A 14,108-nucleotide genomic window follows, 5' to 3' on the forward strand; every position below is an offset into this window, starting at 1 on the left:
ATTGCGCAAGGCCGCCAAACGTACAGTCAGCGATTTGTGGGATGAAATCGGAAAACTCCTTGATGCGTTCTCGCTAGACGAATGCAAAAACTATTTTGCGTCTTCTGGATATGTATGTGCTTAAATCAAAAATGCTCTAGCGTCGGCGGCCGCCATCCGCGAAGCCGTTGAAACCTTATCGAATCATCCCCTGATAGGCAGACGCGTCGAAGGGAACGTGCGCGAGTTGGTTATTTCCTATGGTAAAACCGGCTATATTGCGCTTTACCGCTTCCTGCCCCGGCAGAACCTGATTCGCATTCTCGCCATCCGGCGCCAACGTGAGCTGGATTATCCGGTTTAGCCGGATAGTCGTGGTTTAGAGGTGCCCTTTAGGTGACGATAAGTTTTACTCCGGCGATGACCAGCACCACGGCGAGCAGGCGGCGCAGAATAGGGCTGGCCAGACGCCGGCTGCCCAGTTCGGCGCCGATAAAGCCGCCCAATATCGCGGCCGGCACCCACCAGACTATGGGCGCGGGAATGTATTTTACGCTGGTTAGGTGGCCCAGCAGTCCGGCTATTGACTTGGCCAGGATGAAAGGAGCGGCAACTGCCGAGGTGTGCCGCACGTCGGCCCAGCGCATGAACAGCAGCAGCGGGCTGAGAAAGATACCGCCGCCGACGCCGGTCAAGCCGGATAACAGGCCGATACCCGAGCCGGAGGCAACGGCGATGGGCAGCGAGACCGGCCGGGTCGCCGTACCGGTTGCGGGGGAATGGCGAAATAAACGGTAGGCGGCGAAGATCAGCACCGTGCCTACTATGGGTTTATAGAACTGATCGGGCAGGGTGAGTGCGCCGCCCAAAAAGGCAAACGGCACGGCGCTCGCGGCGAACGGCCAAAACAGCGGCCAGCTAAAATAACCGGCCCGCGAGAAACGCCAGGTGGCGATCAGCGAGACGCAGATATTGAGTGACAAGGCGGCCGGTTTCATCGCTTCGGGCGCCAGGCCGAATAAGGCCATCGCCGCCAGGTAACCGGACGCGCCGCCGTGACCGACCGAAGAATACAGCAGCGCGGCGGCGAAGATCAGGATGGCTAAAATGAGCGAGTCGGTGTGCACAGCCGGACCGACAGGGCGATGACAAATTGTCTCAGCAACAACGCCGCACGCCGTTCCATTTGCGCTCCTGTTCGTGTTTGAAAAAATCACTCCGGCCGAGCGGCGTTTCAGTGGGGTGCGCCTGGCTGTGATGCGCAAGATAACGCTCGTAGGCATCGTCGCCGCTGAGTTGGCGGATAACCTTGAAGAAAGCTGAAATTTTTTCTCCCAGCATCACTCAATCCCGCACCCAGTCTCCGACCAGGCGGCTCGGTATGTGCGGTGACTCGGTGACGGGCAGCACCGGTTTGCCGCTTAAATGACGCGCCACGACGCGCAGCATGTCGAGCACCACGATCCACAACACTAGCACAAAAAACAGAGTGAGCCAGCCGTCCAGTTGCTGATTAAAGATAAGATGCGGCGCAACGGCGGCCTTGTCGGGTGGCAGTATCCCGGCGGCGAGTTTGCCGGCCATGTCGTTGGCGGCGGCGAAAAAGCCGATGCGCACATCCTCGCTCATGATCTTCTGCCACGCCGCGCTGGTGGTAACGATGACCAGCCAGGTGAGTGGCAAACCCGTGACCCAGGCGTATTTCAGTTTTCCCGATTTGATCAAAATGCCGGTGGCGACCGACAGCGCGATGCCCGCGAGCATTTGATTGGACATGCCGAACAGCGGCCACAGGATATTCACGCCGCCGTTCGGGTCAATGATGCCGATGTATAAAAAATACCCCCACGCGGCGACGATGGCGGCGCTGGTGATGAGCACGGACGGATACCACGCCGTGCGTCCCATCGGTTGCCAAATATTGCCCAGCAGGTCTTGCAGCATGAAGCGCCCCACGCGGGTGCCGGCGTCGAGCGTCGTTAAAATAAACACCGCCTCGAACATGATGGCGAAGTGATACCACATGGCGAGCAGGCCTTGGCCGAAGGCGCTGCCGAAGATGCTCGCCATGCCGACCGCGAGCGAGGGCGCGCCGCCGGTGCGGGCGAACAGCGTCGCCTCGCCCATTTGCCGCGCGAGTTCGTTCATTTGTTCCACCGTGACCGCGAAACCCCATGAGGATATTTTGGCGACTGCGTCCGCGGCCTCCTTGCCGACGATGCCGGCGGGGCTGTTGATGGCGAAATACACGCCGGGGTCGAGCACGGTGGCGGCGATCATCGCCATGATGGCGACGAACGATTCCAGCAACATGCCGCCGTAGCCGATCATGCGGATGTCGCGCTCGTTACAGATCAGTTTCGGTGTGGTGCCTGAGGCGATCAGGGAATGAAAGCCGGACACCGCACCGCAGGCGACGGTGATGAATACGAACGGAAACAACGCGCCGCCGAAAATCGGGCCGCTGCCGTCTACAAATTGCGTAAGCGCGGGCATTTTAATGTCCGGGCGCAGCATCACGATGGCGATGGCCAGCAGCATCACGGTGCCGAGTTTCATGAACGTGGACAGGTAATCGCGCGGCGCGAGCAACAGCCACACGGGCAGGATGGCGGCGAGAAAACCGTAGCCGATGACAAACCAGGCGAGCGTCAGACCTTCCATGTCGAAGTAACCGCGTAAGGTTTCGCTGTGGTCTATCCAGCCGCCCCCCACCACGGCGAACAGCAGCAGGGCGACGCCGATCAACGTGGCCTCCAGTACCCGGCCCGGCCGGACGTGGCGCAGGTAAAGGCCGGTCAGGACGGCGATGGGGATCGTGGCGAACACCGTGGAGGTAGCCCACGGGCTGTGTTTCATGGCGTTGACGATGACCAGCCCGAGCACCGCGATCAGAATCACCATAATCAGCAAGGTGCCGATCAACGCCGCGGCGCCGCCGACCGCGCCCAATTCGTCGCGCGCCATCTGGCCGAGACTTCTGGCGTTGCGCCGTGTGGAGAAAAACAGTGTGACCATGTCCTGCACACAGCCGCCCAGCACCGCGCCAAACAAAATCCACAGTGTGCCGGGCAAATAACCAAACTGGGCGGCGAGGGTGGGGCCGACCAATGGCCCGGGACCTGCGATGGCGGCGAAGTGGTGGCCGAACACGATCCAACGATGGGTTGGTACGAAGTCGCGTCCGTCGTCGTTGCACTCGGCGGGCGTGGCGCGCGTTTCGTCAAGCGCCAGCGCCTTCGCTGCGATCCAGGCGCTGTAAAAACGGTAGCCGATGGCATACACGCACAGCGCCGCAACGATGAACCAGGTCGCGTTAATCGCCTCGCCGCGATGAAGCGCAATGCCGCCGACGGCGGAGGCGCCGAGTAGGGCGATCAATAACCAGGCAAGAAGAGTGGGTATGGTTTTAGGCATAATTATCGTGATAAAGATACAAGATACAAGATGCAAGATACAAGAGAAAAGAGAAAAGAGAAAAGAATACTAAGGCAACGACTCTTTGTACCTTGTATCTTGTATCTTTACTCTGTTACTCAGTAAACCAGTAACGTTTCGCATCCTGGCGATAGCGGGAGACCGTCATGCCCCGAGTTCCCATTTTGACGGTGATGGCGCCGGAGGCGGGTGAATCGAGCAGGCGTACGCCGCGCTGCTGGTAACGCTCCACGACTAGGGGGTGGGGATGCTTATAACGGTTGCGGTAGCCGGTCGGCAATAGAGTGAGTTGCGGTTGCACGGCGTCAATAAAGGCTTCGGTTGATGAAGTCTTGCTGCCGTGATGCGGGGCGACCAATACGTCGGCGTGCAGACCGCCGTTCCAGGCTTCCAGCAATGACCGCTCCGCCTCGGCCTCGATGTCGGCGGGGAGCAGCAGCGTGCCGTGGCGGCTGGTGACGAGGAGCGCACAGCCGGCATCGTTGCCGCGAAAACTCGTTTCCTCCGGCGGGTTGAGGAGGGTGAAATCCACGTCATCCCAACGCCAGGTTTGTCCGGCGTGACACTGTTCGGCGCCGGGCAGGCGTTCCGGGACGCCGCTCAGGATGTGTTTCGCCGGAAACGCGGCCAGCAACGACTGTGCACCTCCGATGTGATCGTTATCGCCGTGGCTCACCAGCAGGACATCGAGATCGTCCACGCCGGTCGCGCGCAGATAGGGAACGAGCACCGCGCGGCCAGCGTCGAAACGGGCGCTGAAGCGGGCGCCGGTATCAAATATCAATGCGTGCCGATGGGTGCGCACGACGGCGGCGAGACCTTGGCCCACGTCGAGCAGTGTAAACCAGACCTCACCCGCTGAGGGCCCGGGCGGGCGTAGCAGAAACAGCGGCAGCAGACCGACCATCCCCACCCAACGCGCGGGCCAGCCGCGCGGCATCAACAGCCACACCATGCCGATCAGGCCGACGGGTAAGGCCCACGACACCGGCGCGTGCTGCACCCACAGGCTGTAGTTCAGTCCGGAGAGATACTCCAATGCTATCCACAATAGCTCCATCACCCGGGCGGCGAACTGAAACAATAGCGATGAAATAATCTGCGGCAGCAACACGGCGCACAGCGCGCCCAACAGGGTGACCGGGATGACCAGCGACTCGATCACGGGGATGGCCAGCATGTTGGCGAACGGGCCGGACAGGGAGGTCTGCTGAAACAGCAGCAGCAACAGGGGCAAGAGGCCGACGGCGACCACCCATTGCAGGCGTCCCCACTGTTTCCATTTCGCCTCGCGCACGCGGCCTTGTACCGAGAACAGGATGACCGCGACCGAGGCAAACGACAGCCAAAAGCCGGTGGACATGACGGCGAGCGGATCGTAGATCAGCACCAGCAGCAAGGCGGTGGCCAGCAGTTGCGGCGGCCGCACGGCACGATTGAGCAGTATCGCGCCGAGCACCACCGCCAGCATAATTATCGCGCGCTGGGTGGGAATGGCGAAGCCCGCCAGCGCGGAATAGAACACCGCCGCCGCCAGCGCGACCACCGCGGCGGCCTTCTGCGCCGGCAGGCGCAGCACGGGGTAGCCGGGGATCGCCCACAGCCAGCGCACCAAAAAATACACAATCCCTGCGACGAGGCCGATATTCATGCCGGAGATGGCGACCAGATGCGTAGTGCCGGTGCGCCGCAACACTTCCCACTGCGCATCGCTGACGCCGCCCTGGTCGCCATTGGCGAAGGCGGTGATGAGCCCGGCCATCGGGCTTTGCGCCAGCGCGGCGTGGATGCGCTCGCCCAGCCATTGCCGGAAACGCCCGGTCGGATAGGAGTAAAGATTCGATGCGATCAGCCTGGGTGCTTGATCCGCGCGGACATAACCGGTGGCGCGGATGCGTTCGCTGAACAGGTGACCTTCATAGTCGAAGCCGCCGGGATTTTGAAAACCGTGCGGTCGTTTGAGACGCACCAGGAATCCCCATTCGTCTCCGACGCGGGGGTGCAGTTCCGGGTCGGAGATATTGAGCCGGATTTTGCGAGGGATTGTTACCGGCTCATCACCGAGCTTTGCGCGCGCTACGTCGAACTCAGTGCTGAAGCCGCGTTCCAGGTCTTTGGGCAGATCGGCGATCGTGCCTTCCACCCGGAGATCCTTGCCCTCCAATTCTTGCGGGAGACTGTCTTGTAAGATGAGGCCCGCTTGCAGGGTGACCCACAGGACCCCGGCCACGAAGATCAAGGGCACTGCAAACGCACGCCGCCATGCCGCCAGCGCCGTCAACGGGACGATCGGCAACGCCCACCACAGCGAGGGCAGACCGGGAAGCTGCTGCACCAGCATGATGCCCGCCAGAAAGGCGAGGGCGTGAAGTACGATGGGTAACCCCCTAGGCTACGTGTTTGAATAGCGCCATCTCATGGCCTTGCAACGGGACTCTTACCGCATGGCGCCCGCCGCGGCGTTCGACGCTCAGATTCTGCCCGGGCATGAGGAGACGGGTCAAGGTGTGTCCCTGCGGGTTTAGATGAAAATCAACCGTAACATAATCCTGGCGCGGTTGACTGTCCAGATTGAGCGCAACGAGAATTTCCGTGTCATCGAGAATGCGCGAATAGGCGAGCGTGCAACGGCCATCGAGAGGGTGGCCGAAATCGTCGCCGTTGCCCGAGATCTCGCGGAAGTATTGCCTCCCGTAACGCAATGCGGGTTCGCTTTTTCGCAAGCCGGCGATCTCTGCAATCGCCTGGTAGATAGGGTGAGCGGTGTTGAAGAAATGGTGACCCGTGGTGTTGAATGCGCCCCACCGGCCGCCGAACATGCACTCGCGCACCTCGTGGTCGCGGTCACCGCCGCCGTCGAAACCCTGTTCCGTACCATAATAGACACACGGCACTCCGCGCGAAGTCAGCAAGTATCCTATGGCGAGGATCGCCTGTCGGGTATGGGGATTGCCGTGCATGAAGCGGCGGTAAGGACGCGCCATTTGATCGTGGTTGTCCACGAAGGTGACGAAATACTGTCCCGCGGCGCCGTGATCGGCATATAAGGTCTGGAAACGCTCGTAACGTTCTCGCAGCACGGTGGGATTGCTAAAGCCTTTGATCGCTTCTTCCAGGACAAAATAAAGCGGGAAATCCAGACAGGCGTCGAGCGAGGGAAATCGCTCGGTGGTGCCTTCGATGCGGCTGTTACGCCCTATGTAACGTTCCAGGGTGAGGTCATCGGCCACCACTTCACCAAAAATAAAAAAGTTCTGTTTACCGATGCGTTTGGCGTATTCGCGGATGGCGTTGCAAAAGATCGCCGTGGCGCCGCTTTCGACGTGCTTCACGGTATCAAGACGGTAACCGTCAACGTCGGCGAAGGCGATCCAATATTTGTAGACCTTGATGAGCGCATCCAGCACCTCAGGCCGGTTGATATCCAGCTCTTTGAGGCTCAGGAAATCACCGTTCACTGCCTCGCCCGGGTCTTGCCAATCGCGTATCTGCCCGCGGCGTTTATAGCATTCCGCCCTTTGCAGTTCCTCCGGCCATACGGCGTCGTCACCCTGCAATCCGGGCGCGGGATCGCCCTCGCGCCATCCGCCGAATTCAAACGGCCCCGGCGCGTCTTTCCAGTAATAATAGGGATGGTCGCCGGGATAGGCCCAGTTGTCGCCGGTGTGGTTGATGATGACGTCGAGGATGACATACAGTCCCCTGGCGTGGGCCTGCTGCACCAGATCGCGTAAATCCTGTGCGCTGCCAAACCGTTTATCCACCTCGAGAAAATCCTGGATGCCATAGCCGTGGTAGCTGTCGTTGAACTCGCTGCGGTTTTTGAAGACCGGGCTGAGCCAAATGGCATTGGCCCCGAGCCCCTCAATGTAATCGAGACGGCGCAGCACACCCTTCAAATTGCCGCCCTGAAACACCTTTCCTTGCCCGGCATCGCGCCCTCTGGGGGTGCCGGCGGGGTCATACGCGGGGGTGTTGTGTTGATTATTGTCGAAGCGGTCCACCAGCAGAAAATAAATAAACAGATCGCGCCAGTCGGGCGGGGAAGGAAACGCGTCGTCGGGAGGGCTAAAATCCAGTTCTGTTACAGACCTGAGTGGAGTGGCCATCGCATATCTCCTCGGCGTAAGCTCTCAAGGGAGGAGTTTCAAAATATACGCTATAATTCACCTATGGCAAGAAAATTGATTAAACGCTTTATTTCCGATACGGACCAGATCCGCAGCCATAAAAATTTGCAGTTTCTAGGAAAATGGCTGCATAACCCCAGATTGTGGCATCTCAATCGGCGCTCCGTGGCCGGCGGCGCGGCGATCGGCCTGTTTATGGCCTTCGTACCCATGCCCTTTCAAATGCTCCCGGCCGCGGTATGCTCGGTGATCTTCAAGTTTAATATGCCGGTTGCCGTGGCGCTGGTATGGATTACCAACCCCTTTACCATCGCCCCCATCAGCTATTTCGCCTATAAACTGGGAGGTCTGCTGTTGGGTCTGCCCGTGCACGACATCGCCTTCGAGCCGACCTGGGAATGGCTGGTGACCGAGTTTACGTGGATCTGGCAACCCTTTGTGCTGGGATCGTTCGTCGTCTCGGCCGTATCGGCGGTTACAGGCTATTTTTTGGTGCACGCCCTGTGGCGCGTGCACGTCATCCGTGACTGGAAGCGGCGCAAGCTGCGCCGGAGGTCACCCTAAACCGTCGAGATATTTCTCGGCATCGAGCGCCGCCATGCAGCCCGAGCCCGCCGAGGTGATGGCCTGCCGATAGACGTGATCCGTCACGTCGCCGGCCGCGAACACGCCGTGGATGCTGGTTGCGGTGGCGTTGCCTTCGGCGCCGCTCTTGACCTTGATATAGCCGTAGTTCATCTCGAGTTGTCCCTCGAAGAGCGCCGTGTTCGGCTTGTGGCCGATGGCGATGAAAATCCCCTCGGCCTCGTGAGTGTGTACGCTGTTGTCCTTGATGTTCTTGACGCGCATGCCGGTCACGCCGCTGTCGTTGCCCAGCACCTCGTCCAGCGTGCTGTTCCAGATGATGCTGATATTGCCGCTCCCGGTTTTTTTGAGTAGCTGGGCGATCAGAATCTTCTCCGCCTTGAACTTGTCGCGCCGGTGCACCACGGTGACGTGGGAGGCGATGCTGGAAAGATAGAGCGCCTCTTCGACCGCGGTGTTGCCGCCGCCGATCACCGCGACCTTCTTGCCCTTATAAAAAAAGCCGTCGCAGGTGGCGCAACCCGACACACCGCGGCCTTTGTAGGCCTCTTCCGACGGCAGGCCCAGGTACATCGCCGATGCGCCGGTGGCAATGATGAGCGCGTCGGAGGTGTAGACGCCACTGTCGCCGGTGAGCCGGAACGGGCGTTGTTGCAGTTCGGCCTTATTGATGTGGTCGAAGATGATCTCGGTGTGAAAGCGTTCGGCATGCTCGCGCATCCGCTCCATCAGCGCCGGGCCTTGCAGGCCATGCACGTCGCCCGGCCAGTTGTCCACGTCGGTGGTGGTCATGAGCTGGCCGCCCTGTTCGAGGCCGGTGACCAGCACCGGGTTGAGATTGGCGCGCGCAGCGTAAATGGCCGCGGTGTAGCCGGCCGGGCCGGAGCCGAGGATGAGTAAACGGCAATGTTTGGGGGCGTTCATGCGTCAAGGTTCCAGATGTGGAATGACGCATAATAAACGCGAATGGCGGGAGTTTCTAGTTTTGACGTCCTCCGGCAAGGGCGTACATCCGTGGGCGGACACCAGGGTTAGTAGCGGAATCGCGTGGTTCCCGGGGATTTATCGTAATCTCGGTGAAGAAACTCGGACTGGGACGCAGGGCGAACTGGTTGACGTAGTCCTCCAGCCCGGCCAGTGCGTCGCGCATGCGAACTTCATCGCTCCGGCTGCCGGTAACGCGGTGAATTTCGATTTTAATGCGATCGGTATTCATGGGCATGTATCTAAAGAGAATAACGGCGGGCCCTAAAGAAACTTGAGTTTGTCCGGCCGAATGAATTCGGCCCTACTATTACCGGCGTCTTCCCAGGGCGGGTCTGGCGGCATACACTACTGCCGTGCGAATGAATCGCACCCACGCCCAGGAGCTTCGCCATGCAGATCTTTCGCACCCGGATGACCACACACGAAGATTTTTGCGATAGCGGCCTGAAGCGCGCCTTGAGCGCCTTCGATCTCACCTTCCTCGGCATCGGCGCCATCATCGGCACCGGTATCTTCGTGCTCACCGGCATCGCCGCGGCTACTATGTCAGGGCCTGCGGTCGTTCTGTCGTTCGTGGTGTCAGGTATCGCCTGCGCCTTTGCGGCGCTGGCCTACGCGGAGCTGGCCGCGAGTCTTGGGGGATGTGGCAGCGTTTATGGCTATAGCTACGCCGCGCTGGGGGAACTGGTCGCCTGGCTGGTGGGCTGGATGTTGATCCTCGAATACGGCGTGGCGACCGCGGCCGTGGCCAACGGCTGGTCGGGCTATTTTAACAACGCCCTGACCGCTGTCGGGCTGCCGTTGCCGGACGTCCTGACGCACGCGCCCAGTCAGGGCGGTATTATCAATCTGCCGGCGGCGGGGATCGTCGTCGCGCTTTCGATATTGCTCATCATCGGCGTCAGGCAAAGTTCGCAATTCAATACCGTGCTGGTGTTCGTCAAGCTGCTCACCATCACCGTGTTTATCGGCGTTGCGGTATTTCACGTCAACCCCGCTTTATGGGACCCGTTCATGCCCTTCGGTTGGTTCAACGCAGGCGCCGAAGGTAAACCGGTGGGGGTGTTGGCGGGCGCGGCTATCGTGTTCTTCGCCTACATCGGCTTCGACGCTGTCACCACCGCGGCCGAGGAGGCCAGGAATCCGCAGCGAGACGTGCCAATCGGCCTTCTCGCCTCTCTCGCCATCTGCACCGTGATATACGTCGTGGTGTCGGGCCTGTTGACCGGCATCGTTTCCTATAAAGATCTCAACGTCTCCTCGCCGGTGGCGTACGCCATGCAGTTGTTAGGGATCAATTGGGCCTCGGCCCTGATTGCGACCGGCGTCATCACCGGCCTCACCACCGTGATGCTGGTGTTGTACTACGGGCTCACGCGCATCTTCTTCGCCATGTCGCGCGACGGCCTGCTGCCGCCGTTTTTCGGCGCGGTGAACGCCAGCACCCAAACGCCGGTGCGGGTCATTGTTTTGTGCGGCGCCCTCATCGCCCTGACGGCGGGCTTCGTGCCGCTGGGCGATCTCGCCGAGCTGGTGAATATAGGCACCCTGAGCGCTTTCGTCATGGTTTGTATCGGCGCCATCGTATTGCGCTATACACGACCCAATCTGACGCGCCCCTTCAAGACGCCCTACCATCCGCTGATACCGGTTTCGGGGATACTTTCCTGCGGCGTGCTGTTGGCCAGTTTGCCGCACGTTACCTGGAAGCGCTTCGGGATCTGGATGCTGATCGGCATTATCTTTTATTTTGTCTACTCCATGCGCAACAGCCGGCTGGCAAATCTCACCCAACAAACGTAAGCGTAGAAAAACGCTTTGCAAATTCCGCTGCAAATGTGACGGTTTTGTGAGGACTGGCCGGCCTACAGAGATTATAGTTATCCGGTAATGACAATCTTTTCCATACGGTGACCACGATGCCGGAAATGCAGGGCGCTCGATCGGCCGCACGTTGGCCCAAGCTGCTCATCCTGCTCATTTTTGCCGCCGGTTTTGCCGCGTTTTTCGCGCTGGGCGGCAATACATGGCTGAATCTCGAGACTCTCAAACTCCACCGCGCCGAGTTGTTAAGCTATACCGAGCATCATTACTTTACTATGTTGCTGCTCAGCGCATTCATCTATGCGGCCGCCACCGCATTGAGCATCCCGGGCGCGGTGGTGCTTTCTCTGGCGATGGGCTTTTTATTCGGCCGCTGGGTGGGCGCCATCGTCATCGTGTTTTCCGCCACGCTGGGCGCTGCCTTGGTGTTTCTGGCCGCGCGTTACCTGTTCGCCGAGGCCGCAGAGCGCAAGGCGGGGGGGCTCGCCAAAAAAATGATTGAGGGTTTCAAGGAACATGCCTTCAGTTATTTGCTGTTCCTGCGTTTGGTGCCGCTGTTTCCCTTCTGGCTCGTCAACCTGGCGCCCGCCTTCACACCGATCAAACTGCGTACGTATGTGACCGCCACCGCCATCGGCATCATCCCAGGCAGTTTTGTCTTCGCGAATCTGGGACAGTCTTTGGGGCGTATAGACTCTGCCGGACAACTGATATCCGCTGAAACGCTGGGCGCTTTCGCCTTATTGGGGGTGCTTGCCCTGGCGCCGGTGGCCATCAAAAGATTGAAAACGAAAAAAGTGGCTGCTATCCGCCCGGATTCTCGATGATGACCTTACTGTTGATTGCATTGTTAGTACTGGCCCTGGCCTGGGCCAATGGCGCCAATGACGTCGCCAAGGGTGTCGCTACGCTCACCGGCGGCGGCGTGACGGGCGCGCGGCGCGCGATTGTGTGGGGGACCTTGTGCACCCTGTTGGGCGGTTTGGCCGCGTTGGTGTGGGGCGGCGCCTTGGTCAGTACCTTCAGCAAGGGATTTCTGGCGTCCGGATTTCCGGTGAGCCTCACCTTCGTGGCCGGGGTAATGGTGGGTGCGGCCGGTTGGGTGTTCACGGCCACGCGCTTAGGTTTGCCGGTCTCCACCACGCACGCCCTGCTCGGTGGCGTGGTGGGCGCGGCCCTGGTGTTGGCAGGGCCGGAAGGGCTGCGTACCGCCGCCATCGCCAATAAGGCCCTGTTGCCCTTGCTGGTGAGTCCGGTGATTGCCGTTGCGCTTTGCTGGGGACTGTTGCTGACGGCAAGATTTGTGGAAAAAATGATCCCGGCCTGGAGCCCGGGCTGCTGTGACCAAGAGGCGTGGCAAAAAAATCCGTTCGTCTGCGCGCAAAACGCCGAACAGTTACCCTTGCCTTGGGTGCAGCGCATCTGGATCGGGTTGCACTGGCTCTCCAGCGGCGCGACCAGTTTTGCGCGCGGCTTGAATGACGTGCCCAAGATCGCCGCCTTTCTGGTTCTGGTGACAGCGCTGGCGCCCAGCCTGCCCGCCGCTGTTGTTCAATACAACGCCGTCTGGCCGATCGTCGCGGTGACCCTGTTCATGGGCTTGGGCAGCGTGTGGGGCGGTTTCAGGGTATTGCAGGTGCTGGCGCACCGCGTCACACCCATGGACACCCGCACCGGCCTGGTCGCCAACGTCGGCACCTCCTTCCTGGTGCTCGCCGCCACGCCGTTGGGCCTGCCGGTTTCCACCACGCATGTGAGCACCGGCGCCTTGATGGGTATCCGCTGGGGCGAGGGCGTGAAACCGGATCAAGCCGATGCCTTGAAGCTCATTCTGTTCGGCTGGGTGATTACCCTTCCGGTGGCCGCCCTGCTGGCCGCCGCAACGGTTTGGCTGTCACGCTGGGCTTAGCGCCATGCGCGCCACCCTGCCACTGCTCGAAGTCACCGACTTTCCCGCCTTGCGCCGCGGGAAACTGGAAACCTTGCAAGTCAATCTGGGTTATCTGTGTAATCAAGCCTGCGTGCACTGCCATGTGAACGCCGGCCCCACCCGCAAGGAGATCATGCAGCGCGACACCGTGGACTGCGTGCTGGATTATCTGCGTGCTACCAGAATGAGCGCTTTGGATCTCACAGGCGGTGCGCCTGAAATGAACCCGGACTTCAAGTATCTGGTGCGTGGCGCGTGTGACCTGGGTGTGAGGGTCATAGACCGCTGTAACCTCACCGTGCTGGAACTACCTGGGCATGAGGATACGGCGCGGTTCCTGGCCGAGCACCAGGTGGAGATTACCGCCTCGCTGCCTTGTTATCTGGAAGAGAATGTGAACAGCCAGCGCGGCGACGGCGTGTTTCAGGCCAGCATACGGGTCTTGCGCATGCTCAACAGCCTGGGCTATGGCCGGCCCGGCAGTGGTCTTATCTTGAATCTGGTCTATAACCCGTTGGGTCCGTCATTGCCGCCGCCGCAACAGGCGCTGGAGCAGGACTATAAGAAATATCTCGGCGAGCACTATAGTGTCGTTTTCAATCATCTGTTCAGCCTCGCCAATATGCCCATCCAACGCTTCGGCAGCACGCTGGTTTCCAGAGGGCAATTTGACGGCTATATGGACTTATTGCGCGGCGCGCATCAGGATGCCAATCTCGAAACTGTGATGTGTCGCTCGCTCATCAGCGTGGATTGGCGAGGCTATGTGTACGATTGCGATTTTAACCAGATGCTGAAGCTCCCGCTGCGTTTGAACGGCAAGCCGCGCGTACACCTGCGCGAGCTGATGAAGGTCAATCTGGAAGGCCGCGGCATCGTGGTCAAGAATCACTGCTACGGCTGCACGGCCGGGCAGGGGAGCAGTTGCGGTGGGGCGTTAAATTAAAAACGATTCACCGCGGAGGACGCGGAGGAAAACAAAATGATTTTGATGTTATCTCTTTGTGTCCTCTGCGGTGAACGCAGTGTGTAGGGTGGGCACGTTGTTTGTGCCCACACGGAATCATATGCAGTTGACATGTGGGCACAAACAACGTGCCCACCCTACCAACTGGAAGGCCGCGGCATCGTGGTCAAGAATCACTGCTACGGCTGCACGGCCGGGCAGGGGAGCAGTTGCGGTGGGGCGTTAAATTAAAAACGATTCACCGCGGAGGACGCGGAGGAAAACAAAA

The 14,108-nt window shown here is 60.1% G+C and carries 14 protein-coding genes; 7 read left to right on the top strand and 7 right to left on the bottom strand.

The features are described 5' to 3' along the window. Window positions 1-124 precede the first annotated feature (124 nt). Entirely contained in the window at window positions 125-343 is a 219-nt protein-coding gene (locus HY028_04705) for a type II toxin-antitoxin system RelE/ParE family toxin (GenBank protein ID MBI3344146.1), read from the top strand. 28 nt (window positions 344-371) lie between these two features. Here HY028_04705 and HY028_04710 read toward each other — a convergent pair whose 3' ends face one another. The 5 genes from HY028_04710 to HY028_04730 all read right to left on the bottom strand — a co-directional run bounded on the left by HY028_04710 (window position 372) and on the right by HY028_04730 (window position 7,526). Beyond that, window positions 372-1,106, bottom strand: coding sequence for a sulfite exporter TauE/SafE family protein (locus HY028_04710; GenBank protein MBI3344147.1), 735 nt, complete (start codon window positions 1,104-1,106; stop codon window positions 372-374). Window positions 1,107-1,137: 31 nt separating this feature from the next. Then, window positions 1,138-1,320: a YbdD/YjiX family protein gene (locus tag HY028_04715; protein ID MBI3344148.1), complete on the bottom strand. Its 183-nt coding sequence runs from the start codon at window positions 1,318-1,320 to the stop codon at window positions 1,138-1,140. A gap of 3 nt (window positions 1,321-1,323) precedes the next feature. Then, window positions 1,324-3,396, bottom strand: coding sequence for a carbon starvation protein A (locus HY028_04720; protein MBI3344149.1), 2,073 nt, complete (start codon window positions 3,394-3,396; stop codon window positions 1,324-1,326). Between the two features lie 115 nt (window positions 3,397-3,511). Further along, window positions 3,512-5,758: a DNA internalization-related competence protein ComEC/Rec2 gene (locus HY028_04725; GenBank protein MBI3344150.1), complete on the bottom strand. Its 2,247-nt coding sequence runs from the start codon at window positions 5,756-5,758 to the stop codon at window positions 3,512-3,514. Between the two features lie 46 nt (window positions 5,759-5,804). Then, window positions 5,805-7,526, bottom strand: coding sequence for an alpha-amylase (locus HY028_04730; protein MBI3344151.1), 1,722 nt, complete (start codon window positions 7,524-7,526; stop codon window positions 5,805-5,807). 63 nt (window positions 7,527-7,589) lie between these two features. Here HY028_04730 and HY028_04735 point away from each other — a divergent pair, with 63 nt between their 5' ends. Continuing rightward, on the top strand, window positions 7,590-8,111 hold the full coding sequence (locus tag HY028_04735) for a DUF2062 domain-containing protein (GenBank protein ID MBI3344152.1): 522 nt from the start codon (window positions 7,590-7,592) through the stop codon (window positions 8,109-8,111). Here the strand turns inward: HY028_04735 and trxB are convergent. Continuing rightward, window positions 8,103-9,056 (bottom strand): thioredoxin-disulfide reductase, encoded by a 954-nt coding sequence (trxB, locus tag HY028_04740; GenBank protein MBI3344153.1) that lies wholly within the window; start codon window positions 9,054-9,056, stop codon window positions 8,103-8,105. The genes HY028_04735 and trxB overlap by 9 nt on opposite strands. A gap of 55 nt (window positions 9,057-9,111) precedes the next feature. After that, a complete protein-coding gene (locus HY028_04745) occupies window positions 9,112-9,354 on the bottom strand; it encodes a hypothetical protein (GenBank protein MBI3344154.1) in 243 nt (80 codons plus the stop codon). Between the two features lie 155 nt (window positions 9,355-9,509). Between HY028_04745 and HY028_04750 the strand changes: the two genes are divergently transcribed. The 5 genes from HY028_04750 (at window position 9,510) to HY028_04770 (ending at window position 14,071) form a co-directional block, all read left to right on the top strand. Continuing rightward, on the top strand, window positions 9,510-10,922 hold the full coding sequence (locus tag HY028_04750; GenBank protein MBI3344155.1) for an amino acid permease: 1,413 nt from the start codon (window positions 9,510-9,512) through the stop codon (window positions 10,920-10,922). 116 nt (window positions 10,923-11,038) lie between these two features. Beyond that, on the top strand, window positions 11,039-11,770 hold the full coding sequence (locus HY028_04755) for a TVP38/TMEM64 family protein (protein MBI3344156.1): 732 nt from the start codon (window positions 11,039-11,041) through the stop codon (window positions 11,768-11,770). Then, window positions 11,770-12,852, top strand: coding sequence for an inorganic phosphate transporter (locus tag HY028_04760; GenBank protein MBI3344157.1), 1,083 nt, complete (start codon window positions 11,770-11,772; stop codon window positions 12,850-12,852). The genes HY028_04755 and HY028_04760 overlap by 1 nt, the downstream gene beginning before the upstream one ends. A gap of 4 nt (window positions 12,853-12,856) precedes the next feature. Next, a complete protein-coding gene (gene arsS, locus HY028_04765; protein ID MBI3344158.1) occupies window positions 12,857-13,819 on the top strand; it encodes an arsenosugar biosynthesis radical SAM protein ArsS in 963 nt (320 codons plus the stop codon). Window positions 13,820-13,951: 132 nt separating this feature from the next. Next, on the top strand, window positions 13,952-14,071 hold the full coding sequence (locus HY028_04770) for a DUF3641 domain-containing protein (protein ID MBI3344159.1): 120 nt from the start codon (window positions 13,952-13,954) through the stop codon (window positions 14,069-14,071). The last annotated feature ends 37 nt before the right edge of the window (window positions 14,072-14,108 follow it).

The sequence above is a fragment of the Gammaproteobacteria bacterium genome, from assembly GCA_016195665.1.
In the GTDB taxonomy this organism is placed as follows: domain Bacteria; phylum Pseudomonadota; class Gammaproteobacteria; order SURF-13; family SURF-13; genus JACPZD01.

Bases quoted from the DNA above. Each gene is read 5' to 3' on its own strand.
- HY028_04715 (MBI3344148.1), bottom strand. From the start codon at position 1,320: ATGCTGGGAGAAAAAATTTCAGCTTTCTTCAAGGTTATCCGCCAACTC.
- HY028_04720 (MBI3344149.1), bottom strand. From the start codon at position 3,396: ATGCCTAAAACCATACCCACTCTTCTTGCCTGGTTATTGATCGCCCTA.
- HY028_04725 (MBI3344150.1), bottom strand. From the start codon at position 5,758: ATGCTGGTGCAGCAGCTTCCCGGTCTGCCCTCGCTGTGGTGGGCGTTG.
- HY028_04730 (MBI3344151.1), bottom strand. From the start codon at position 7,526: ATGGCCACTCCACTCAGGTCTGTAACAGAACTGGATTTTAGCCCTCCC.
- HY028_04735 (MBI3344152.1), top strand. From the start codon at position 7,590: ATGGCAAGAAAATTGATTAAACGCTTTATTTCCGATACGGACCAGATC.
- trxB (MBI3344153.1), bottom strand. From the start codon at position 9,056: ATGAACGCCCCCAAACATTGCCGTTTACTCATCCTCGGCTCCGGCCCG.
- HY028_04745 (MBI3344154.1), bottom strand. From the start codon at position 9,354: ATGCCCATGAATACCGATCGCATTAAAATCGAAATTCACCGCGTTACC.
- HY028_04750 (MBI3344155.1), top strand. From the start codon at position 9,510: ATGCAGATCTTTCGCACCCGGATGACCACACACGAAGATTTTTGCGAT.
- HY028_04755 (MBI3344156.1), top strand. From the start codon at position 11,039: ATGCCGGAAATGCAGGGCGCTCGATCGGCCGCACGTTGGCCCAAGCTG.
- HY028_04760 (MBI3344157.1), top strand. From the start codon at position 11,770: ATGACCTTACTGTTGATTGCATTGTTAGTACTGGCCCTGGCCTGGGCC.
- arsS (MBI3344158.1), top strand. From the start codon at position 12,857: ATGCGCGCCACCCTGCCACTGCTCGAAGTCACCGACTTTCCCGCCTTG.
- HY028_04770 (MBI3344159.1), top strand. From the start codon at position 13,952: ATGTGGGCACAAACAACGTGCCCACCCTACCAACTGGAAGGCCGCGGC.